The organism is Xanthomonas sp. NCPPB 3200 (genome assembly GCF_056393585.1).
In genome coordinates, this window is the sequence record NZ_CM150785.1 from 4,810,001 (window position 1) to 4,832,809 (window position 22,809).

Below are 22,809 nucleotides of genomic sequence, written 5' to 3' on the forward strand. Positions count from 1 at the left end.
CAGGCAGGACGACAAGAGCCTCGACAGAGAGCCGACCACGCAAGGTGCTGCGCTATCGATCACCGGCGTGCTCGGTAAGAATGCATGCACTAGATAGAGAGCTCCCAATGTCTCCCTTACGCAGCCTGCTTCGCGATCTGTCCCTGCCTGCGATTGCCGCGGGCTTCGTCACCGTGCTGGTGGGCTTTGCCAGTTCTGCGGTGATCGTGTTCGAGGCGGCGCGTCACCTGGGCGCGGATCAGGCGCAGATCGCCTCGTGGATGTGGGCGCTCGGCATCGGCATGGGCGTGACTTGCATCGGGCTGTCGCTGCGCTACCGGGTGCCGGTGGTGACGGCCTGGTCCACGCCCGGCGCGGCCATGTTGATCGGCAGTGCGGCCGGGGTGCCGTTGCGCGAGGCGATCGGTGCGTTTGTGCTGGCGGCGGTGCTTGGCATGCTGGCCGGCTTCTCGGGGTTGTTTGAGAAGGCGATCCGGCGCATTCCGATCTCGCTGGCCTCGGGCATGTTGGCCGGGGTGTTGTTGCGTTTCGGGCTGGACCTGTTCGTGGCGATGCAGAGCCAGGTGTGGCTGGCGCTGGCGATGCTGGCGGCCTATCTGGCCGGGCGGCGCTGGTTTGTGCGCTATGCGGTGATCGCGACCTTGCTGGTCGGCGTGGCGATTGCGGCCGGCAGCGGGTTGATGCAGTGGAAGAGCGTGGAGCTTGAACTGGCCCGGCCGGTGCTGGTGGTGCCGTCGTTGTCGTGGGCGGCGTTGTTCGGGCTGGCGATTCCGTTGTTCGTGGTCACCATGGCCTCGCAGAACGTGCCGGGCGTGGCGGTGATCCGCGCTTCCGGCTACGCGGTACCGATCTCGCCGACGATCGGCTGGATCGGGGTGGTCAATACGCTGCTGGCACCGTTCGGTGGCTATGCCTTGAACCTGGCGGCCATCACTGCGGCGATCTGCATGGGCCGCGAAGCGCACGAGGATCCGGCGCGGCGTTACACCGCTGCGGTGAGCGCGGGCGTGTTCTATGTGCTGATCGGCGTGTTCGGCGCGACCGTGGCGGCGGTGTTTGCCGCCTTTCCGCGCGAGCTGGTGATGGCCATCGCCGGGATCGCCTTGCTGGGCACGATCGGCAACAGCCTGGCGGCCGCCTTGCAGCAGGACAGTGAGCGCGAAGCGGCCTTGATCACCTTCCTGGTGACCGCATCGGGGCTGACGCTGGGCGGGATCGGCGCCTCGTTCTGGGGCCTGGTGGCCGGGACGATCACCTTGCTGGTGTTGCGACCGCGGGCCTAGGGCAGCGATCAAAACGACGGCGCGCACCGCCAGGCGGGCGCGGCCGGTGCGCGGAATCCTCAACACTGCGTTACTTCCGCGCCGTCCGCACCCCGCTGGCGACTACTCGCGACGTTTGTCAGCCACTGCTGGCTGCGCCAGACGATTCGGTTGCGGGCCGCGCTTATTCGGGGTCGCGTAGCTGCAGCAGCCAGTGGGCAGTAACGCCATTGGGGCTGGGCAGCGGTTCGAGGTGGAACTGGCGATAGACCGGCGCGCCCCCCTGCGCGCGCAGCGGCAGGGTGACATAGGCGGCGCGCCCTTGCCGCAGCGCGTCTTCGAGCAGCTCCACCTTGGACGGGGCGGCATCGCTGGCCAGCAGGGACAGGATGTCGCAACCGATCAGGTCGGCCACTTCGGTCTGGCTGAGTTCTGCGAAGGCCGGATTGACGAACATCAGCCGGTGCGCGTCTGCGGTGCCGCGTTCGATGATGGCCACACCATCGCGCAGCCGCGAGAGCGAGGCTTCGAGCAAGGTGAAATCCTGCTGGAAGCGCTTGCGCTCCATCAGTTCGATCAGCACGCGCAGGCTGCGCGCCGATTCCAGGTGCAGCGGCGACCAGCGTCGCGCGCGACCGCGCACGGTTTCCTGCCACAGGTCGAAGCTCTTGCGTGGCGACAAGCGCGAATTGGGAATGTCCTGCAGCTTGGCCAGCTGCGGATTGCCGGCCCATTTGACCTGCTGCACCTGCTCGCGGCGGGTCCACAGCAAGGCGCTGCGCGACTGCGGCATCAGCGGCACGAAAATGAAACCGGCCGCCAGCGGGGCGAGGTCGGCCAGCTCGGGGAACACCTCGCCGATCGCATCCACATGCAGGGCGCCGACCGCATCTTCGCGCAGGGCATCGTGGTGTTCGGATTCGATGTGGTCGCGGATGCGGCGCAGCGCGGCCGCGTCCGGGGTGCTGCCATGCCGGCTGATCTCGCCGCCATGGAAGATCGCCACGCCGTCGGCGTCGACCACGTCCATCAGGTCGGGCGCCATGTCGGCGAGCATTTCCACGGTCATCTGGTCGGCGTCGTTGAAGTCGGTGATCAGCTTCTCGCGCACGGTGAGCAGCACCGATTCCATGTGCGCACGCGCCACCGCCTGCAAACCGCCGATGCGCCCGGCCAGCGCGCGGGTCACCGCATCGGTGGCATCGCGCATGGCGTGGCTGGTGAAGTGCGGGCTGTAGTGGTGGCAGGCGATCAGCCCCCACAGCGCATCGTTGACGACGATCGAGGACACCAGCGTGGCGGTCACGCCCATGTTGGCCAGGTATTCCAGATGCACCGGCGAGACGCTGCGCAGGCTGACATCGCTCAGGTCCACCGGGGTGCCCAGGCGCGGATGCAGGGTGGGTTCGATCGGCGACGCCCGATAGCCGACATCGGCGATCTGGCGGACGCGGTTGCGCAGGTACAGCGCGCGCGCCTGGGCCGGGATGTCGGTGGCCGGGTAATGCAGGCCGAGATAGGCATCCAGCTCGGGCTGGCGCGCTTCGGCGATGATGTCGCCATTCCACTCTTCGTCGAAGCGGTACACCATCACCCGGTCGAAGCCGATCATGCTGCGTAGCCCCTTGGCGGCGCGCACGGCGGCTTCGGCGATGCCGGGATCGCGCTCGATGCTGCGCAGCAGCGGCAGCGCTTCGCGCAGGGTGACGTCCATCAGGCGTGCGTCGCGCGGCTCGATTTCCACCAGCCACTGCTCCGGATACAGATGCCAGGCGGCCACCCAGGGGTGGTCGGTGGGTGCTGCACGCAGGGGAAAGCGCACGTCGGCATGCAGCAGGTGCTGCGCCTGGTCCTCGACCGCGAATGGCTGCTCGCCGGGCAGTTCCAGCGCTTGCGTGTAGACCATGCCCAGCAGCTCGGCCAGCGGTACACCGAGCAGGTCGGCGGCGGTGGTGCTGGCCTGCACGATACGGCCGTCGGCCGGCTCGATCACCAGCAGCACGCCGTACGGCTGGATCAGGCCGGGGATATGGATCGGCTCACGCGCACAGACATCCATATCCAGGGGTTCGGTGGGCTGATTCACGGGCGCGGCTCCGCTGCAAGACAGGTGTGGAAGTGGGCAAACATGCGCTGCGCACCGTCGATGGCGGACGCGCGCGCGGAAGAGGTGTCCAGGCGTTGATCGAGCATGGCCTGGAACCGGCGCCAGCCAGCCGGGTCGTCGTTGGCCAGTTCGAAATAGCGCAAGGCGTCAGCCAGCGCGGGCTGCTGCTTGCGCAAGGTGCGCGCGATCATCCGCCCGCCGAGCTGCGAGCCTTCGATGACGTAGAGCATGCCCCAGCGTGCGGCATCGTTGCCGGCGGCAGGCGCCGCGATGGGCGGCTGTGGCGGCTGCCCGAGCGTGTGCAGGTCCTCGCGCAGGGCCGGGACGCGGCGGCGGTACTGCCAGCCGGTGCCGATCAGGGTGCTGAGCCAGTCGCTCAGTTGCGCTTCGAAGCCGGCCAGCAGCGCATGGTGCCGGCGCAGGATCAGCGTGTAGGCAGCGCGATCGACCCGCCCCTGCCCCAGCGCCTGCATCAGCGGAACCGTCTCGACCAGGCGGTGGGCGTCCTGCGTGGCATGGCGCAGCGCGAGCGCGGCCGAGGGCGGAACAGCCAGGGTGTCAGGACACATAATGAGTGGAGGCGGTGCCGCAGCACGGAATGCATCAGCCTAGCAGTGACTGCGCAAATCAGATAAAGCGGGCGCGAGCACAAGCTGAATAGGTTGGCATCATCCCTGTGCCGCGGGGGCCATGCCGGCCCCCCGCCCTGCCCGCCGCCAGGCCATGACCCAGCCTGCGGCAAGCAGAACACCCGCCAGCAACCAGGGTGCGCCGGGCAGATGCAGCGGTGCGCCCGTGCCGATAAACCAGGCGAACACATTGGCAAACAGCAGCGGACCGGCGATACCGGCCAGACTGACCAGGCTGGTCAGCGCGCCCTGCACGCGGCCCTGCGCATCGGCGCCGACCTCGCGGGTGATCAAGGCCTGCGCGGCCGGTGCGGCGATCGCCCAGAACGCGCTGATCGGCACGCCGATCAGGAACGTGGTGCCGCTGTCGGCCAGCCCGTAGATGACGAAACCGACCACCCCGCAGCCCAGACCCAGCAGCAGCGCACGGCGTTCGCCCAGCCGGCGCACCAGCCGGCCGACCAGCAGCGCATTGACGATGATGCTGCACACGCCGACGCCGGCCAGCACCCAGCTCACCTCGCGCGGGCCCCAGTGGTATTGATAACCGGCGAACAGCACGAAGATGCTGGGATAGACGTAGTGCGCCAAGTTGGCCAGAAACACCACCGAGGCCAGGCCGAACACCTGCGGATAACGGCGCAGCAGCTTGAGTGCGCCGAGCGGGTTGGCATGCGACCAGTCCAGGCGTGGCGTGCGGCGTTCGGCAGGCAAGGATTCGGGCAGCACGAACCAGCCATACAGCACGTTCAGCAGCGCCAGCCCGGCGGCGAACCAGAACGGCCAGCGCAGGCCGATGCTGCCCAGCCAGCCGCCGATCAACGGCCCGGCGACAAAACCAATACCGAACGCGGCGCCAAGCATGCCGAACGCGCCGGCGCGTTTGTCGGCCGGGGTGACGTCGGCGATGTAGGCATTGGCGGTGGAAAAGCTGGCCGAGCACACCCCGGAGATCACCCGCGCCAGCAGCAGCATCGGCAGGGAATGGGCGACCGCCATCAGGATGAAGTCCAGGCCCAGCCCCAGGCAGGAAAGCAGGATCACCGGGCGGCGGCCGTAGCGGTCGGACAGGGTGCCCTGCAGCGGCGAGCAGACGAACTGGATGGCGGCGAACAAGAAGCCAAACCAGCCGATCCAGCCGGCGGCGACGGCGTAGTCGCCCCCGGTGAACTGGCGCACCAGATCCGGCAGCACCGGAATGATCACGCCGAACGACAGCACGTCGATCAGCACGGTGATGAAGATGAAGATCAGCGCGGCGCGGCGCCGGCCCGTGGCGGGAGCGGAATCTGCTGGGAGGGACATCGCGCTGCGCAGTGGGGCGAAGCGGCGAGTGTAGCGGTGGACCGGGTGGCGCAGTTGTGGGGATGAGCTGTCGCCTGATACGCCCAAGATCCCCCTCACTGAAAGCCCCTCTCCTGAGGGGCGAAAAGGCATGGCTTGCGCGCCACTGGCGCGCGTGCCCTGAAGCGCCCGCGCCTCATGCGCGGGCGGGGGCGCCGAGCGCGGGTTGGGATGAGGGTACGTGCGAAGCCACAGGAATTGTGAGGTGGCACGAGGCTTCGCCCGCACCCTCGTCCGCCCCTTCGGGGCACCTTCTCCCGGCGGGAGAAGGGAGCCGTGCTGCTTCTTTCCTGTTGGAAGGCAGCGCAGGATCTGGGCGATCCTGGTGCCAACTTGCACTTACTCGACGCTGATGGTCTGGGTCAGCGTGTGGCTGGCGCCGGGGGCGAGTTCGATGACGTCCGGGCCGGCGTTGGCCGCTTCCAGGCAGACGTAATGGCGCCAGCCCTCGCCCACGTCGGCCATCTTGGCGGCCGCCTCGTCGCCCGGGTTCCAGGCCACCAGCGAGCGACTGCCTTTGGTGGCGATGACGATGCGGCGGCCGAGTACCGGGTCGGTCAGGGTGTAGCGGCCGCCGGCGTTGGTGTAGATGCGGTCGCTGCGGCCGGGGTCGCGTGGGTCGCGCAGGCTCCAGTCGCCCTGCTGGCGGTGGGCGGTGGCGTAGTTCTCGTACTTGTCGAGGTAGTCCAGCCCGTCCAGGCCCTGCACGCTGACGGTGAGCGCGTCGCCGACGCGGAAGTAGTTGTGCAGCGCCTGGGTGAAGCGCACCGGGGCCGGGCTGGTGTTTTCGGTGATCAGGCTTTGTTCGAGGGTGCGGCCGATGCGCAGGGTCATGCGCAGGCGCAGCGCCAGGTCGTCGAAGCTGGGCGGGGTCAGCGTGAGCACCAGGGTGCCGTCGTCCTCGCGCCGGCTCTCGGTGAGCTGCCAGGGCACGGTGCGCACGAAGCCGTGTGCAGGGACCTCGCCGGTCTGGTCCTGGCGGCCGAAGTACGGCCAGCACACCGGCGCGCCGCCGCGGATCGGTGTGGGCGGCTGCTTGGCGGTGGGCGACAGCCACATCACGTCCTGCCCGCCCTTGGGCACGAACGACAGCAGCTGGCCACCGAACAGGCTGATGGCCGCAGTGGAGAACGGGGTGTCGATCAACAGCGAGGGAAAGCCGTGGAAGTCGCCTGTGCGCAGGCCGGTGAGGTCGGACATGGGGGGTGCCTTCTGGACGATGGGGGATTGGACGAATGCGGGATAGGCGGCCGGCAGCTTGAACGCCGTGGCGCGGATGGCCGCCGCGCCGGCGACCGGCGGGGCGGCGCGCAGGGCGGTAAGGATGCGTTGGCCGGGGCGGCCGTCGGCCGGCTGCAGGCCCAGGCGGGTCTGCTCGACCTGGATGGCGCGCCGGCTGGCGGTGCCGATCATGCCGTCGGCCTCGCCGATCAGATGGCCGCGCGCCAGCAGCAATTGCTGCAGTTCGCGCCGTTCGGGCCGGCCCAGGCCGGGGTCGTCGGTGGGCCAGGCGGCGACCAGGCCGGCGCCACCGCGCAGCCGGTCGGCGAGCAGGGCGATCGACAGCGCGTAGCTTTCGGCGGCGTTGTAGGCGTAGATCGCGTCGTAGTTGCGGAACACCAGGAATGCCGGGCCGGTCGCGCCTGCCGGCAGCAACAGGGCGGCCGGGGTTTCGGCGGGCAGACCGGCCGGCGCCAGCGCCTTGCCGTCGGTGCCGAGCAGGCCGGCGTCTTGCCAGGCCTGCAGCGGTTGGCGCCGGGTGCGGCCGGCCTTGCTGGCATCGAAGCCGGCAGGCAGGCGGACTTCCATGCCCCAGGGGCGGGCACGCTCCCAGCCGGCCTTGACCAGATAGTTGGCGGTGGAGGCCAGCGCGTCGGGAATGCTGGCGACCAGGTCGCGGCGGCCGTCGCCGTCGCCATCCACCGCGATGCGGGCATAGGTCGAGGGCATGAACTGGGTCTGCCCGAAGGCGCCGGCCCAGGAGCCGGTCAAGCCATCCGGCGACAGATCGCCTTGCTGCAGCAGGCCGAGCAAGGCGAGAAATTCGCCACGGAAGAACGGCTGGCGGCGGCCCGCGCACGACAGCGTGGCCAGCGAGACCAGCAGCGGGCGCTTGCCGGTGACGCGGCCGTAGTCGCTCTCCACGCCCCAGACCGCCACGATGGTGGCCGGATCGACCCCGGTCTGTTCGGACAGGCGCATAAGCAAATCGCGGTGGGTGGCCAGCATGGCCTGGCCGTCGGCGACACGCTGGCTGTCGACCAGGCTGGCGAGGTAGTCCCAGATCGGGGTGGTGAATTCGGGCTGGGCATCGAGCAGCGGCAACACGCTGGGGTCGGGCGCCAGGCCGGCGGTGAAGCGCTGGAAGTCGGCGGCCGCCACGCCCTTGGCGGCGGCCTGGGTCTGCAGGCCGGCCAGGCAGCGGTCGAAGGCCGGATCGGCGCAGGCGATCAGCGGCGCCAGCGCCAACAGCGCAGGCAGGACGCGCCGGGTCGGCATCACGGCGCGATGGCCGGCGTGTGGACGGAGGTCATGCGGTGGAGCGCTCCTACGGCGGGTCGAGCCGCCGAGGATAGCCAACCTGGCTGGTTGCAGGCGTGCAGGTCGTGATGTTGCGACGGCATCGTGCGCTGCGCTGGTCGGTGGCGACACGCAGGCGTGACTGTGCGGTGCGCGCGCTTTTCAGTGCGATGGGCACGGCGCAGACGTCGTGTGGCGCGAGTCGGAGAATGATGTTGCGTGCCGATGGAGTGGCACCGGTCCGGCCCGCCTGGCGAAGACGCCGCGGCAACCCAGCCGCGTCGATCGCCGCGCCTAGCTACCGTCGCCGGTGATGCCGGTCAGCAGCGACAACGCCGGGCTGGAGGGGCTGGTGTCGGGCATACGTCGGGCGCGCGCGCTGCGCGGGGCGTCGTGGCGGGGGCCGAACCAGATCAGTGCCGTGGCCAGGCACGCCGGCAGCACGATCGCGAACACCACGATGGCCACAAGCACCCACTGCCAGAGATTGAAGGTTGCCATCATCGTGTCCGCCCCGCGGCGAGCTCCGCCGAGGCGGCAAGCTTCCGGGATCGGCTGCGAACGTGGCGTCGAGAAACCGCGCCGGCCCGTGCCGTCCGTCGGGCTGAACAGCTTCATGGTGAGCGTGACCGCTGACCTCGCTCACGCCTGAGCCCGGCTCAGCGCGCGTCGAGGTAATACCAGCGGCCGTCTTCGCGCACGAAGCGGCTGTGTTCGGTCATGCGCACCGCGCTGCCGCCGCCGATGCGGTAGCGGGCCAGGAACGCCACCTCGGCGGTGTCGGTGCCGGTCTCGATGGCGCGTTGCACGGTCAGGCCGAGCCAGGTGGTGCGGCCGCCCTCGTCCAGCGACAGCTCGGATGGGCGCGTGGACGGATGCCAGCTAGCGAGCAGGTACGCCACATCGCGGCGGACGTAGGCGCTGTAGCGCGCACGCATGAGGGTTTCGGCATCGGGCGCGGCGGCGCCGGCGTGGTAGTGCCCGCAGCACTGCGCGTAGGTGGCGGCGCGGCCGCAGGGACAGGGATCGTTGGAAGTGGAAGTCGGCATCTGGCGATTGTGCGGGAAGTGGGAAGTGGGAGGCGGGGTTTCTGCGCGTTTATGCTGTCGCCCCGTCGTGCGGAGCACCGCCTTGCTGGAACTGATTCCCACCGAATTGCCGTGGCTGCTGTGCATCGCGTTTATCGCCGGGCTGGTGGATGCGGCGGTCGGCGGCGGTGGCCTGATCCAGTTGCCGGGATTGTTTGCGACCCTGCCGCAGCAGGCGCCGTCGCTGATTCTGGGCACCAACAAGTTCAGCGCGATGTTCGGCACCGGTGCCTCGGCATGGCGCTATGCGCGCACTGTGCGCTTTCCGTGGCGGCCGGTGCTGTACGCGACGGTGGCGGCGTTTACGTTTTCGTTTCTGGGCGCGACCGCGGTCAGCCTGATGCCCAAGCAGGCAGTGCGGCCGCTGATCCTGGTGCTGCTGATCGCGATGCTGGTCTACACGCTGATCAAGAAGGACTTCGGTGCGCTGCATCGCCCACGCCAGATCGGCCGGCGCGAACTGATCACTGCCTTGGCGATGGGCGCGGCGATCGGGTTCTACGACGGGTTCTTCGGGCCCGGTACCGGCAGTTTCCTGATCTTCCTGTTCATCCGCTTCTTCGGGTTGGACTTTCTGCGCGCCTCGGCCGCGGCCAAGGTGGTGAACCTGGCCACCAACCTGGCGGCGCTGTCGTTCTTCCTGCCCAGCGGCCAGGTGATGCTGGCGATCGGCATCCCGATGGCGGTGGCCAACGTGGCCGGTGCGGTCGCCGGCACGCGGATGGCGCTACGCGGCGGCACGCCGCTGATCCGCACGTTGTTCCTGGTGCTGGTTATCGTGCTGATCGGCAAGATGGGCTGGGATCTGCTGCACGGCGCTTAGAACTCCATACTCAGCGTCGCCGACACCGTGCACGGTGCGCCGGGAGAGTGGTGGTCTGCTGTCCCCGACCTGCGACGCCTGCGACCGCAGCGCGGTGACGCAGGCATCCAGGTGGCGCGCTCAGCGCTTTCCGCGCGGCTTGCCTGCAGATCCGCGCGTGGACGCAGCACGCGCCTTGGCCGCGGTTTTGGTTGGCACGGGCTTGGTTAACGCGGGCCTGGCCGCAGTGCGCGCGGCAGTTGTCCTGGTTGCCTTGGTCGCGCCACCCAGCGATGTGGTGGCGCGCCTGGTCGCTACCGCCGACTTGGCAGCGGGCTTTTTCGGCGCTGCCGCTGTTGTCGCGGCCTTGTTCGGCTGGGGAGTCGGTTTGACGGACGCGATCGTGCGCCTGGATGCCGTCCCGGTGTTCGCCGGCGTCCTGCCCGGTTTGGTCGGTGTTGCCGGCTTGCGCGCTGTGCCCGCTGCAGGCGATGCACGCCTGGCTGATGCAGGTTTGGCGGACACGGCCTTGCCCGCTGCAGCCTTCGCCGCTGCCGACGTGCCTGATCCCGCACGTGCGCTGGAAGCGGCTGTCTTCGCGGGCTTCGGCGCGGCTTGAACGGCCGGCGTCGATGCCGGCGCGACCTTGCTGGCTCGCTTGCCCGCCTTGGCCGCCACGTCGTCCTGTGCAGGGACGTCGTGAAGTGCCGCGCCCTCAGCGGCAGAGACGGCAGCGGTGCTGTCCATCCGCGTTTCACCCTGCGTCGAACGCGGTGCATCCTCGCGCTGCGCAGCGCTCACCGCCTGTTCCGTCACCGCTGCAGCGGCCTCGTCCCCACGCGAGCGCTCGGGCAACTGGAGTCGCTGCGCCTGCTCGTCGTATTCGATCAGCAGCACGCCGGAGTTGTGCCGGCCGCTGATTTCCACAAAGCAGGCACCGCCGATGAACGGCTCCAGCGTCATCACCGATTTCAGCGGCGTGGCCACCACCATCTGGAAACCGAAGTTCTCGAAGATGTTCATCGCCAGCGCGGTGAATTCGTTGTCGGCCTTGTCGAAGGCTTCGTCCAGCACCACCGCGCAGTAGCGCGGCAGTTCGCCGTCTTCGCCACCGAGCTGGTAGCGCAACGCGGCGGCCAGGCAGGTGGTTGCCAGCTTCTGGCGCTGACCGCCGGATTTGCCGGCGCCGCTGCGGTAGATCTCCACCTGCGCGCGGGTCTGCGCATCCAGCTCCACGCCGATGAATTCCACATGCTGGCGCACGTCCAGCACCTGCTCGCGCCAACGGCGTGCGTCCGGTTCCTGCGCGCCCAGGCGTGCCACCAACGCGCGCAGGGTGGAAAACTGCGCTTCGGCCAATGCGCGGTCTTCGGTCTGTTGATGCGACAGCACCGCGCGCAGCTGTTGCTGGAATTCCTGCACCTCGCCCAGGCGACGGTCGCTGACCTCGATGGTCAGCAGCGTGCCGCGATTGAACGGCACCTGCTCCAGACTGGCGTTGACCTCGTCCATGCGCTGCTTGATGCCCTTGTGGGCCTCGGCGGTGTGGCGCTGCAGGGCCAGCAGGTTGTTCTTGCTCTGGGTCTGCAGCAGATCGAAGAAGCGGTGCTCGTGGCGCGGCAGGCCATCGCTCTCCAGGCGATCCAGGCGCGCGAGAAAATCGTCGGCACTGGCCAGGCTCACGGTGAAATCGCCGCTGTCTTCCGGCCATTGCTGGCAGTACTTGCGGAAGCAGTCGAGCAGCTGCGCGCTGAGCCGGCTGTCGCGGCCCTGGCTCTCGGCCAGTTGCTCGGCCAGGCCACGCTCGACCACGCGGAAATGCGCCTCCAGATTGTCCAGCGACAGCGGTGCCAGCGTCGCCAGGCGTTCGCGCAGGCCCTGCAGCTGGGTGGGCGTGAGCGCGGCGGTGCCGGCACGGCTGGCACAGGCAGCGTGCTGCTGTTCCAGCCGGACCCGCTCGCGTGCCAGCTGCGCGCGCTCCAGCCGCACGTCCTCGTAGGTGCGCTTGGCCTGGTCGCGCAAGGTGCGTGCGGTCTCGATCGCCTGGCCGAGCGCGCGCAGGCCGCTGTTGCCTTCGCGCAGCTGCTGCAGCTGTTCGTCGATATCGCTCAGGCGCTGCAGCTTGGGGCCGACATCGATCTCGTCCCAGTCGCGCTCCACCAGCGTGTGCGCGGCCAGCTGCCGTTCCTGGTCCTGCTCGCGTTGCTTGCGCAGCGCGGCCACGTCGGCATCGCAACCGGCGATGCGCTGGGCAAGCGTCTGCGATTCGCGCTCGAACACCTTGAGCTTGTCGCGGTTGTCGTGGCCCAGCAACCAGCGTTTGCGGTCGTTGACCGCATGGCGGTCGTCCTTTTCGTAACGGTCGCCGGGATGCTTGACCTGCCCTTCGCGGGTGATGGCGCGGTCGGCATTGCGCAGCGCGGCGGCGTTATCGACGCATTCGTAGTCGAAGCGGCGCATCAACTCGTTGCGCAGCCACTCGGTGAAGGCGTGCTCGCGCAGCTGCAGCTTGCCCGGCAATGCACGCGCATCCGGCGTGCGCGCATGCAGCGCATCGTTGCGGCGTACCCGGAAATACACCAGCCGCGTGCCGAGCTGGGTGCGGTTGACCCACTCGCTGACCTGCGCGTAATGGCGGTCGTCCACCAGCAGCGACTGCGCAAAACCGCTCAGCACGCGCTCGATCGCGCCGCGCCAGGCAGATTGATCCTCGCGCACCTGCACCAGTTCGCCGACGAACGGCAGCGCCGCTTCGGCAATGCCGGTGTCCTCGCACAGGCGCGCGCGCAAGGCCTGCATCGGTGCCGGCATGCTGGACGGGGCGCGCTTCAACGCATCCAGTTCGGCGCGGATCTCGGCAAAGCGCCGCTCATCGTCGCGGCGCACACCCATGCGCTCGGCGATCGCCTCGTCCAGCGCGCTGGCGTCGTGCTTGCCGTTCTCGAGCACGGTCTGCGCGTACGCGATCTGCTCGGCAAAGCCGCTGGCGCCTGCGGCCAGGGCGGTGCCGAGCTGGCGGCAGGCCTGTTCGATCTGCACGCGACGCCGCAGGCGCTCGTCGCGCTCGCGCTCGACCCGGGCGCGCTCGCGTTCGAGTTCCTCGATCTGCTCGCCACCGGCGGCGCGTTGTTCGCGTTCCAGCCCGGCGAGCTTCTGTTCGTGATTGTCCAGCGACTCACGCCGCTGGCCTTCTTCGCCGGCCAGCCCGCGGTCCTGGCTGTCGAGTTCGTGCAGGCGCGTCTCCAGCAAGGCCAGACGCTGCTGTTCGCGGTAGCTGTCCACGCCCAGCTGCAGCTCGCGCAACTCGCCGACGCTGTGGCGCAAGGCCATCAGCGCCGCATGGTGCTCGCGTGCCGGGCTGAGCGTTTCCACCTGCCGGCGTGCGGTGACCACCGCATGGTGTGCGCCGTCGAGTTCGGCGAAGTCTTCCACCAGCCGGTCGGCCGCCTCGAACGTGCGCGGCTCGTCCAGCATGAAGCCGCGCAGGAACACATTGAGATCGCCCAGGTTCTTGGCCGACTGGGTCTTGTGCAGCAACCGCAACGCCATCTCGTTGCCGATGCCCAGCGCATGCCGAAAGCGCTCTGCGTAGCCGGCGAAACCGTCGAAATGCGCGACCTCCTCGCCAAGACGCGCCTTGAGCCTGCGCAGATCCAGATCGAAGCCATCCAGCTCGCTGGCCACATCGAAGCTGCGCGGCGCGACCATGTAATGGCGGCGCACATCGGCCGCGGCATTGCCGCTGCCGGCGATCCAGAACAGGCGAATCAGGCTGACCGTCTCGCCGTGCGCGTTGCGGTATTCCAGCACCAGCGCCGACCAGGTGGCGCCCTTGCGCAGGTATTGGGTGGCGATCTCGCCCGAGGCGCTGTCCTGCTGATCGGCCCAGGCACCGCGCACATACGACACCAGGCTGCGATCGCGCCCGCTGCGCTCGGCCTCGCGTGCGGCGGCGTTGAAGTCGACGATGCTGGGCGGGGTCAGCAATGCCGACATCGCATCCAGCAGGGTCGACTTGCCCGACCCGGAGCGCCCGACGAACAGGAAGCCCTTCTCGGCGATCGGCACCTCGGTCAAGCCGTTGAACGTGCCCCAGTTGTGCACCTGCAAGCGCCGCATGCGGAACTGCTGCGCGCGCTGCTCGGCAAGCGAATCAGTGAACAGGGACGCGCCCGGCTGCGCCGGCGACAGGTTGGACTGGGAATTCATGGCTCACTCACCAAAACGGGATGACGGGTAACGCTGAAGACGACTTACATCAGGACTGTTTGTAGCGGGGTGTTGCGTGCTGCTGGGCTGGTGGCGGTGCTGTGGTCTGGGAGTGATTCGGTACGTCCCTTCGCGGCCTGGGCCGCTCCTACGGGGGCGGTGGTCTGCGTTGACGTGGGGCGGCGGCGGCCGATAAGGAAGCTGGATGCCCTGCTGCAGCCCGTGGAAAAGTGATCGCGTTTGATCGGGCGTGAGAGCCGACATCCATCGCACAACGCACGACTACACAAACTCCACGCATCCCGGGCGTCATACATCGGGCATCGCGATCGGCCGTCCGCTCATCCGCGCTTCGGGCACCTTCTCCCGATGGGGGAAGGCACTTAGTCGAGCGCAACGTCCCCCTCGCGCAAGCCGCGATACGCCACCACCAGGGCCTGCACGTCTTCGGCCGAGAACAGCAACTTCAGCACCGGCGAGACCTCGTAGCGCTCCTCGCTGCCGCGCAGCCGCGACAGCAACTGGTTCTCGCGCATCTTGCCGATCGCCGTCAGCACCCGTCGCGCGAATCCGGCGCGGTCGGTGGACACGTTCTTCTCGTAGACCGACAAGGCCTCCACCAACTGCGCCTCGTCCACCACCGCACGCTCGCCGCGCGTATCGGCTTCGGCCAGTTGCTGGCGCAGGAACAGCAGCAGCACCGACTCGATAAAGGTCAGCGGCGCACTGCGCAGCAGGGTCGGCGATTCCAGCTCGGCGGTGTCGGCCTGCCGGGTAAAGGCCACCCCGCCCTCGCGGTCCAGCACCAGCTCCAGGAACAGCTCGCACAACACCTGGCGGATCGCCGCCTCGTTGCGCAGCAGCGCAGGCCACAACGCACCGTGGCGTTGCGCATCGATGCTGGGGCCGGCCAGCAATTGGCACAGCGCGCGCCGCGCGTCGAACGGCAGCGTGCCGGTGTCGCCTAGGAACAGTTCGCCGCGCGGCTGTGCAGGCGATGTCTCCGTCAGCGGCGTGCGGCCGGCATCGACCGACGCGCCGCTGTCCTCGTCCGCGTCCAGGCGCGTGTCCTCAGTCCAGTTCATTGCGTTTCTCCCGGGTGAACCACACCAGCGGAATGCGTGCGCGCCGCAGGGCGCCGTCGCCGCCTTCCCATTGCACCGTTTCCATCTGTCCGTCGATCACCACGCCGTGGCGCGTGCCCAGCGACAGGTAACCGATCACGCTGCCCAGGCCCTGCGCGGCCGGGCGCTGCTGCAGCGCATCGCCGATGGTCAGGCGCGGGCGCTGGCCGAGCAGCTCGTGCAGGTCGCGGCGCAGGCTGCGCACGTCGATCTCCGATTGCGCGACCAGATCGCCCACGCTGTCGAGCGAGATGTCTGCCGCATCGGCAGCCTGCACGCGGCCATCGACCTGGGTCAGGCGCGGGTCGTGCAGGCGCCATTGCGACAGCGAACGCAGGCGGGCCGCGCTCAACGCCTGGGTGTAACCGGTGGCGGCGGTGGCGTGCAGGCTGTCGCGCAGCTGCAAGGCTTCGCCCTGCGCCTGCTTGAGCAATTGATTGAGCCGGCGCTGCTCCAGATAGCCGCGGCTCTGCACGAAACCGCGCAGGCTGCGGGCGAAGTGCTGCATCACCGTGTGCACCTCGCCGCCGCGCTCCAGCAGCGTGCCGGTCAACCCGCGCAGGAAGGCGCGCTCGCGCCGGTCCAGCTTGCGCGCGAAACCGCGTGCCAGCAGCGCATCCAGCGCCTGATCGAGCTGGCTGCTTTGCTGGGTGTCGTTGAGCAGGCTCCAGAACGCTTCGAAGGTGCGCCCGGCCTCGCTGTCGGCGATCACGTCCACGCCGTTGAACAGCTGCTCCAGCACGTCGCCGCGTGCGCCCTCGTCGTCGATGATGCGTTCGCGGAACTGGCGGTTGAGCTGTTCGAAATCGTCGCGCACGCGATGGAAATCTTCGGCCAGCTCGTCGGAGAGATGGATCAGGTCGCGGGCGCGCTCCAGCGCGCGCTTGCCATCCAGCGCGGCCACGCGGCCGGAGGCCACGCGCTCGATCTCGGCATCGATGCGCGCGCGTTCTTCGCGCAGGGCGGCCAGACGCAGCTCCGGGTCGGCTTCGGTCTGGCCCGCCAGCTGCACCAGCTGCTGGATCACCAGCGACAGGCGGCTTTCGGTGGCGCTGCTGCTGCTCTCGCGCAGGCCGACGATGAAGCGGATGGCCTGGGTGGCCGCGCGCGACAACTCGTATTCTTCTTCGGCCGCACCCTCGGGCAGGCGACGTTCCAGCCAGCCCTGTGCCAGCCAATGCGCCAGATAGGCCTGCGCGGTACGCGGCAACTCGCGCGAGAGTTCGTCGGCGCGCAGCGCGTCGAGCTGGCGCTGCAGGCGCTCGTGCAGCACGGCCGAGGGCAGGCGGCGTTCGCCGTCCAGCAACACCGTCTGCAGCAGGCCGATCAGCTCCGGCGCGTGGTCGGCGGCCAGCAGTTTCCACACCGGCTGCTCGCGCAATTGGCGATAGCCGGCGATACGTGCCTGGTGCTTCATGGCGACGGCAACGGCTGCCTCAACGCTTGCCGCCCACTTCGATGAACTGCAGGAACTCGGCGCGGGTGCGCGCGTCCTCGCGGAAGCTGCCCAGCATCTTGGAAGTCACCATGCTGACGCCGCGCTTGTGGATGCCGCGGGTGGTCATGCATTCGTGCGAGCCTTCCACCACCACGCCGACGCCGCGCGGCTGCAGCACATCCTGGATGCACTGGGCGATCTGCGCGGTCATCTTTTCCTGCACCTGGAAGCGCCGCGCATAGCTTTCCACCACGCGCGCCAGCTTGCTGATGCCGACCACCTTGCCGCGCGGCAGATAGCCCACGTGCACCTTGCCGATGATCGGCGCCATGTGGTGCTCGCAGTGGCTTTCGTAGGAGATGTCGCGCAGCACGATCAGCTCGTCGTAGCCGGCCACTTCCTCGAAGGTGCGTTCCAGGTATTCGCGCGGTTCCTCGCGGTACCCGCTGAACCAGTCGCCATAGGCTTCGGCGACCCGGCGCGGGGTGTCCAGCAGGCCTTCGCGGGCCGGGTCTTCGCCGGCCCAGCGCAGCAGGGTGCGCACGGCATCTTCGGCCTGGGCCTGGGTGACGGGGGAATCGGGCTGGTCGGACTGGCTCATGCGCAGGGTGCACCCAAAGGGGGCGAGCATGGTACCCGAGGACGGGCCGGCGGCCCCAGTGGCGGTTGCGCCGGCTTGCCGGGGTTCAGTGACTATTGATTCATTGTTGAATTGATAGCATCCTATCTATTATGACGAACAGCGTTCTCTCTCCCCGCGCCCAGCTCAGCTCCGGCCTGCTGGTCGCCGCCCGCCAGTGGCAGCGGCTGGCCGACCAGGCATTTGCCGAATTCGGGCTGTCCAGCGCCTGCACCGGGCCGTTGTTGATGATCGGCCGCTCCGGCGGCGGCATCCGCCAGGTGGCGCTGGCCCAGCAACTGGGCATGGAAGGCCCTTCCCTGGTGCGGCTGCTGGACAAGCTGTGCGCGCAGGCGCTGGTGCGCCGCGAGGCCGACAGCAGCGACCGCCGCGCCAACCAGCTGTGGCTCACCGACGCAGGCCAGGCGCTGGTCGGGCGCATCGAGATCCGCCTGGATGCGCTGCGCGCGGAAGTGTTCGGCGCGCTCAGCGAGGCGCAGGTGCAGGTGGTGCTGACCTTGTGGGAGCAGATCGCGCAGGCGCACGCGCGGCTGAGTCAGCCCGACTGAGCCCGCTGTCGGGCGTCGCGCTGCGACGCCGGTTGTGACGTTCCGGATGGCCCGGTGCGCATTGCGTACGGCGCCGGACGTGGTTGTTCCCCATTTCCCAGGATGTGCCCGATGTACGGCGAATTCAGTCTCTACGGTGTGTTCGTTCCCACCTTGCTTGCGTTGATGACGCTGGCCTACCTGCTCAACAGCGCCATCGGCGCGCTGCTGACCCGGGCCGGCGCGTACCGGCATATCTGGCACCCGGCGCTGTTCAACCTGGCGCTGTACATCGCGCTGCTGGGCGGCCTGTTTTCCCTTACCCGTTGGATGCAATCGTGAAAAAGCTGATCAAGAACGCGGGGCCGGCGCTGTTGACCCTGGCAATGGTGGTGGTGGCAGCCGTGGTGCTGCAGCACCTGTGGCGCTATTACATGGAAGCGCCGTGGACGCGCGATGCGCACGTGGGCGCCGATGTGGTGCAGGTGGCGCCGGATGTGTCCGGACTGGTGGAGAAAGTGGCGGTGGCCGACAACCAGGCGGTGCGGCGCGGGCAGTTGCTGTTCGTGGTGGACCGTGCGCGCTATGCGATCGCGCTGGAGCAGGCGCGCGCCGCGCTGGCCGAGCGCCAGGCCACCTTGAGCCAGTTGCGCCGTGAGATCGCGCGCGACCGCAGCCTGCAGGACCTGGTCGCCGCCGAAGATGCCGAGGTACGCCGCTCCAATGTGCAGAAGGCGCAGGCTGCGGTGGCCACCGCGCAATCGGCGGTGGATCTGGCCCAGCTCAACCTGGACCGCACGCAGGTGCGCAGCCCGGCCGACGGCCATGTCAGCGACCGCACCGTGCGCGTGGGCGATTACGTCAGCGCCGGGCGCCCGGTGGTGGCGGTGCTGGATACCGGCTCGTTCCGCGTCGATGGCTATTTCGAAGAGACCCGCCTGCAGGGCGTGCATGCCGGCCAGCGCGTGGACGTGCACCTGATGGGCGAGCCGGCCACCTTGCACGGGCATGTACAGAGCATTGCCGCCGGTATCGAGGACCGTTACCGCAGCGGCAGCGCCGGCGCCTTGCCCAACGTCACGCCGGCATTCGACTGGGTGCGGCTGGCGCAGCGCATCCCGGTGCGCATCGTGCTGGATCGGGTGCCGGCGCATGTGCAGCTGATCGCCGGGCGCACCGCCACCGTGACCATCCTGCCGGACGCCGTGCGCGACGCCGCCAGCGCGCCTGCCCGCGTGCCGGCCAAGGCCGCGCCATGAACCGCACCGTATTGCGTCCCCTGGGACTGGCCACGCTGCTGGCCACATTGAGCGCCTGCACCACGGTTGGCCCGAACTACGCGGTGCCGGCGGAGTCGGCCTACCAGCGCCCGGCCGCCAATGCCGCGTTTGGCGACACCGGCAACGACCAGGTGCAGGCCGGCGCACCGCTGCCGGCACGTTGGTGGGCGCTGTACCAAGACCCGATGCTGGATGGCCTGATCGAACAGGCCTTGCGCGACAACGTCGAGCTGAAGGTGGCCGGTGCCAACCTGCGCCGCGCCGCGGCGGTGTACGAACAGGCGCTGGACGCGGGCGGTTTCGATTACGAGGTGGAGGCCGGCGTCAGCCGCGCGCAGGTCTCGGCCGAGGCCTTCCTGCAGCAGGAAAAGCTGCCGGTGTTCAACCTGGCCGACGGCAAGTTCGGGGTGTCGTATCAGTTCGATCTGTTCGGCAAGCTGCAACGCGGCGCCGAGGCCGCGCAGGCCGACACGCAGGTCGCCCAGGCCGCGATCGACCTCGCGCGGGTCAACGTGGCCGCGCAGGTGGCCGGCAGCTACGTGGAGATCTGCCACGCCAACCACGAGCTGCACGTGGCCGAGCATTCGCTGCAGTTGCAGCAGCGCAGCCGCGACATCACCCAGCGCCTGATCGCTGCCGGCCGCGGCACCCCGCCCGATCTGGCCCGCGCCACCGCGCAGGTGGCGATGCTGGAAGCGGCGCTGCCGCCGCTGCGCGCGCGCCGCCAGGCCGCCGGTTACCAACTGGCCGCGCTGCTCGGCAAGACGCCCGGCGAGGTGCCGGCCGGCGTGGACGACTGTGCGCACGCGCCGGCCCTGCAGCGCCCGATCCCGATCGGCGACGGCCGCGCGCTGCTGGCGCGTCGCCCGGATGTGCGCCAGGCCGAACGCCGGCTGGCGGCAGCCACCGCGCGCATCGGCGTGGCCACCGCCGAGCTGTATCCGGATATCCGTCTGGGCGGCTCGATCGGTGCCACCGGCCTGCTGGCCGACTTCGGTGAGCCGGCCACGCATGCCTGGTCGTTCGGCCCGCTGATCTCGTGGACGCTGCCATCCGGCGGTGCGCGTGCGCGCGTGCGCGCCACCGAAGCCGGCGCGGACGCGGCGCTGGCGCAGTTCGACAACACCGTGCTGCAGGCGCTGCGCGAGGTGCAGACTGCCTTGTCGCGTTACGCGCAGGATCTGGACCGCCTGCACCTGCTGGAACAGGCGCAGCAACAGGCCGACCTGGCGTCGGCGCAGAACCGGCGTTTGTACCAGGGCGGGCGTACGCCGTATCTGTCCAGCCTGGATGCCGAGCGCACGCTGGCCACCGCCGACATGACGCTGGCCAATGCGCAGGCGCAGGTCTCGCAGGATCAACTGCAGCTGTTCCTGGCGCTGGGCGGCGGCTGGGAAGCAGCCGCCGGCCGCACCGACCCGACTGCCGCGCGATGAGTGCGCTGCTGCGCGATCGCCAGGCCTGGCTGTTTTCGGCCAAGACCTTCGCCGCCTCGATCGCGGCGTTGTACGTGGGGCTGGCCGGCAATCTGTCGCGGCCGTACTGGGCGATGGCCACGGTCTATATCGTCTCCCAGCCGCTGCTCGGCCCCACCCGCGCCAAGGGCGTGTACCGCGTGCTCGGCACCTTGCTGGCCGGCGCGGCCACCCTGGTGATGCTGCCGAACCTGGTGGAAACGCCGCTGCTGCTCAGTGCGGCGATGGCGTTGTGGCTATCGGCCTGCCTGTTCCTGGCGCTGCTCAATCGCGGCCCGCGCGGCTATGCGTTTTTGCTGGCCGGCTACACCACCGCCTTCATCGGCTTCCCGGCGGTGACCGCGCCGGAGGGCATCTTCGACACCGTGGTGGCGCGCAGCGAGGAGATCATCCTGGGCACGGTGATGGCGGTGCTGTTTGCCGCGCTGGTCTTCCCCGCCTCGGTCAAGCCGATGCTCACCGCGCGCATCGGCAACTGGATGCAGGACGCCGCGCAATGGTGCCGACAGGTGCTGCAGCGCCGCCCGTCGCAGGCACCGCGCAATCGTCTGGCCGCCGATCTGGTGCAGTTCGAGGCCTTGATCGCCTTCGTCCGCCACGACGACCCACGCCACGCCGGTGCGGTCCCCACGCTGGAGCAGCTGCGCGCACGCATGCTGATGCTGCTGCCGGTGCTGTCGTCGATGGCCGATCGGCTGGATGCGTTGCAGCGCGATGGGTCTGCATTGCCGCTCGCCACCGCCGCGCTGCTGGAGGACGTCGCAGCCTGGGTGGACCAGGGCGAGGACGCACCCAGCGATGCGGACGTCGACGCCTTGCGCGCACGCATCGCCGCACTGCGCCCGGTGGTGGATCAGGACATCGAGCATCTGCTGCTGGCCAGCCTGCTGCTGCGGCTGGAAGAGCTGCTCGACCTGTGGCAGGACTGCCGCGCGCTGCAGCAGGCGGTGGTGCACGGCACGGCGACGCCGGTGCTGCGCGCGATGCCGGCGGCGGCGAGACAAGCTGCAACGGCCGAATCATCCGAACGGGCTGACACTGAACACAGCGAACCTGCTGTGCGTTCGCGCACGCAATCCTCGTTGCTGCAGCGGCTGACCTGGTCACCGCGCGACGCAACCGATGCGCCGGCAGCTGCCAGCACCACCCGCCATATCGATTTCGGCATGGCCGCGTTTTCCGCCCTCAGCGCGGGCTTTGCGTTGATGGCGTACTGCGTGCTGTGGATCGGCATCGGCTGGGAAGGCGGCGGCAACGGCGCGATGATGGCGGCGGTGACTGCCGCATTCTTCGCCGCGCAGGACGACCCGGCGCCGAGCATGCTGTCGTTCCTGACCTGGGCGGTGGTGGCCAGCGTGGTCGCCGGCATCTATCTGTTCGGCATCTTCCCGGCCATCCACGATTTCCCGATGCTGGTGTTGGTGCTGGCGGCGGTATTCCTGCCGATCGGCGCGTTGCTGCATCGCCCCAAGACCATGCTGATCGCGCTGCCGCTGGTGGTGAACCTCACCGCGCTGCTGAGCCTGCAGAACACCTACAACGCCAATATCCAGAGCTTCGTCAACGCGGCGGTGGCGATGGTGCTGGGGATTGGATTTGCCGTGGTTCTGACGCGCTTGTTCCGCTCGGTGGGCGCCGAATGGAGCGCACGCCGGCTGGTGCGCCAGGGCTGGCGCACGCTGGCCGATGCCGCCGAGGGCCGCGGCGCGCAGGACCGGCAGCACTTCGCCGCCCGCATGCTGGACCTGCTTGGCCTGCTCGCGCCCCGGCTGGCATTGACCCCGGAAGGCAGCGAGCTGGCCTCGGTGGATATGCTCAACGAAGTGCGCGTGGGCTTGAACATCCTGCAACTGCGCAGCGCGCGGCATGGTTTGCCGCAGCCGAGCGTTGAGGCGGTGAACGCGATCCTGGCCGATGTTGCCGCGCACTACCGGCAACAGATCGCGCACAAGCGCCCGCTGCCTGCGCCGGATGCGCTGCGTGCGCGGCTGGATACGTCGCTGGCGCGCGTCGGCAAGGTGCCGGCGGGTGCGCATCGCGATGAAGCGCTGCTGGGGTTGATCGGCTTGCGTTACAGCGTGTTTGCGCAGACGGCGCCGCATACCCAGGCAAACGCCGGTGCTGAGTCGTCCTTAGCCCATCTCCCTGCGCGGCGATAAGGCACTGCCTGCGCGCCACTGGCGCGCGTGCCCTGGAGCGCCCGCGCTGCTGGCGGGGGTTGGGGTGAGGGGTCGTGTACCAATCCACGACCGCAGGATCGATGCTTCACCTTGGCACCGCGTGGCGACGCGCTCACCACGGTCGGCGTGCCAGTCACCGGAGGTGCCCCGCATCCGCCCCTTCGGCGCCCTTCTCCCGACGGGA

16 protein-coding genes, 1 other RNA gene and 1 pseudogene are annotated in these 22,809 nt (G+C 69.2%); 8 read left to right on the forward strand and 10 right to left on the reverse strand.

Annotated features, from left to right (window positions below; all coding sequences use genetic code 11):
- Positions 1-107 precede the first annotated feature (107 nt).
- Together AC06DU_RS20745 and AC06DU_RS20750 are read left to right on the forward strand one after the other, a co-directional pair.
- Complete coding sequence (locus AC06DU_RS20745; protein WP_478203122.1) at positions 108-1,283, forward strand: benzoate/H(+) symporter BenE family transporter; 1,176 nt, start codon at positions 108-110, stop codon at positions 1,281-1,283.
- A 55-nt stretch (positions 1,284-1,338) separates the two neighbouring features.
- Positions 1,339-1,407: non-coding RNA, sX9 sRNA (locus AC06DU_RS20750), on the forward strand.
- 39 nt (positions 1,408-1,446) lie between these two features.
- On the opposite strand, the gene bphP is transcribed toward AC06DU_RS20750, so the two are convergent.
- From bphP to AC06DU_RS20780, 6 genes are all read right to left on the reverse strand, one after another.
- Entirely contained in the window at positions 1,447-3,348 is a 1,902-nt protein-coding gene (gene bphP / locus AC06DU_RS20755) for a bacteriophytochrome BphP (RefSeq protein ID WP_167710204.1), read from the reverse strand.
- Positions 3,345-3,938 carry a biliverdin-producing heme oxygenase gene (locus AC06DU_RS20760; RefSeq protein WP_104553809.1) on the reverse strand — a complete coding sequence of 198 codons (594 nt, stop codon included), beginning with the start codon at positions 3,936-3,938 and terminating at the stop codon, positions 3,345-3,347. The genes bphP and AC06DU_RS20760 overlap by 4 nt, the downstream gene beginning before the upstream one ends.
- 99 nt (positions 3,939-4,037) lie before the next feature.
- Complete coding sequence (locus AC06DU_RS20765; RefSeq protein WP_228910978.1) at positions 4,038-5,303, reverse strand: TCR/Tet family MFS transporter; 1,266 nt, start codon at positions 5,301-5,303, stop codon at positions 4,038-4,040.
- 378 nt (positions 5,304-5,681) lie between these two features.
- On the reverse strand, positions 5,682-7,841 hold the full coding sequence (locus AC06DU_RS20770) for a lytic murein transglycosylase (protein ID WP_478203123.1): 2,160 nt from the start codon (positions 7,839-7,841) through the stop codon (positions 5,682-5,684).
- 315 nt (positions 7,842-8,156) lie between these two features.
- Entirely contained in the window at positions 8,157-8,363 is a 207-nt protein-coding gene (locus AC06DU_RS20775; RefSeq protein ID WP_024939646.1) for a hypothetical protein, read from the reverse strand.
- Positions 8,364-8,521: 158 nt separating this feature from the next.
- Positions 8,522-8,911: a YchJ family protein gene (locus tag AC06DU_RS20780; protein ID WP_478203124.1), complete on the reverse strand. Its 390-nt coding sequence runs from the start codon at positions 8,909-8,911 to the stop codon at positions 8,522-8,524.
- 82 nt (positions 8,912-8,993) lie between these two features.
- Here AC06DU_RS20780 and AC06DU_RS20785 point away from each other — a divergent pair, with 82 nt between their 5' ends.
- Entirely contained in the window at positions 8,994-9,773 is a 780-nt protein-coding gene (locus AC06DU_RS20785) for a sulfite exporter TauE/SafE family protein (RefSeq protein WP_184380536.1), read from the forward strand.
- Positions 9,774-10,568: 795 nt separating this feature from the next.
- Here AC06DU_RS20785 and AC06DU_RS20790 read toward each other — a convergent pair.
- From AC06DU_RS20790 to folE, 4 genes and pseudogenes are all read right to left on the reverse strand, one after another.
- A pseudogene (locus AC06DU_RS20790) lies at positions 10,569-13,961 on the reverse strand (ATP-binding protein); the annotation flags it as partial.
- Between the two features lie 383 nt (positions 13,962-14,344).
- Entirely contained in the window at positions 14,345-15,046 is a 702-nt protein-coding gene (locus AC06DU_RS20795) for a DUF4194 domain-containing protein (RefSeq protein ID WP_016902175.1), read from the reverse strand.
- Entirely contained in the window at positions 15,033-16,502 is a 1,470-nt protein-coding gene (locus AC06DU_RS20800) for a DUF3375 domain-containing protein (protein ID WP_434983128.1), read from the reverse strand. The genes AC06DU_RS20795 and AC06DU_RS20800 overlap by 14 nt, the downstream gene beginning before the upstream one ends.
- Positions 16,503-16,521: 19 nt before the next feature.
- The gene (gene folE, locus AC06DU_RS20805; protein ID WP_016902173.1) at positions 16,522-17,124 is read right to left on the reverse strand and encodes a GTP cyclohydrolase I FolE; all 603 of its coding nucleotides are present in this window, start codon (positions 17,122-17,124) and stop codon (positions 16,522-16,524) included.
- Positions 17,125-17,255: 131 nt separating this feature from the next.
- On the opposite strand from folE, the gene AC06DU_RS20810 reads away from it, so the two are divergent.
- From AC06DU_RS20810 to AC06DU_RS20830, 5 genes are all read left to right on the forward strand, one after another.
- A complete protein-coding gene (locus tag AC06DU_RS20810) occupies positions 17,256-17,711 on the forward strand; it encodes a MarR family winged helix-turn-helix transcriptional regulator (protein ID WP_024939641.1) in 456 nt (151 codons plus the stop codon).
- Positions 17,712-17,813: 102 nt separating this feature from the next.
- Positions 17,814-18,032: a DUF1656 domain-containing protein gene (locus AC06DU_RS20815; RefSeq protein ID WP_024939640.1), complete on the forward strand. Its 219-nt coding sequence runs from the start codon at positions 17,814-17,816 to the stop codon at positions 18,030-18,032.
- The gene (locus AC06DU_RS20820) at positions 18,029-18,949 is read left to right on the forward strand and encodes an efflux RND transporter periplasmic adaptor subunit (protein WP_434983129.1); all 921 of its coding nucleotides are present in this window, start codon (positions 18,029-18,031) and stop codon (positions 18,947-18,949) included. Before AC06DU_RS20815 ends, AC06DU_RS20820 begins: the two co-directional genes overlap by 4 nt.
- A complete protein-coding gene (locus AC06DU_RS20825; protein WP_104575310.1) occupies positions 18,946-20,406 on the forward strand; it encodes an efflux transporter outer membrane subunit in 1,461 nt (486 codons plus the stop codon). Before AC06DU_RS20820 ends, AC06DU_RS20825 begins: the two co-directional genes overlap by 4 nt.
- Positions 20,403-22,604, forward strand: a complete 2,202-nt coding sequence (locus AC06DU_RS20830; RefSeq protein ID WP_434983130.1) for an FUSC family protein — start codon at positions 20,403-20,405, stop codon at positions 22,602-22,604. Before AC06DU_RS20825 ends, AC06DU_RS20830 begins: the two co-directional genes overlap by 4 nt.
- The last annotated feature ends 205 nt before the right edge of the window (positions 22,605-22,809 follow it).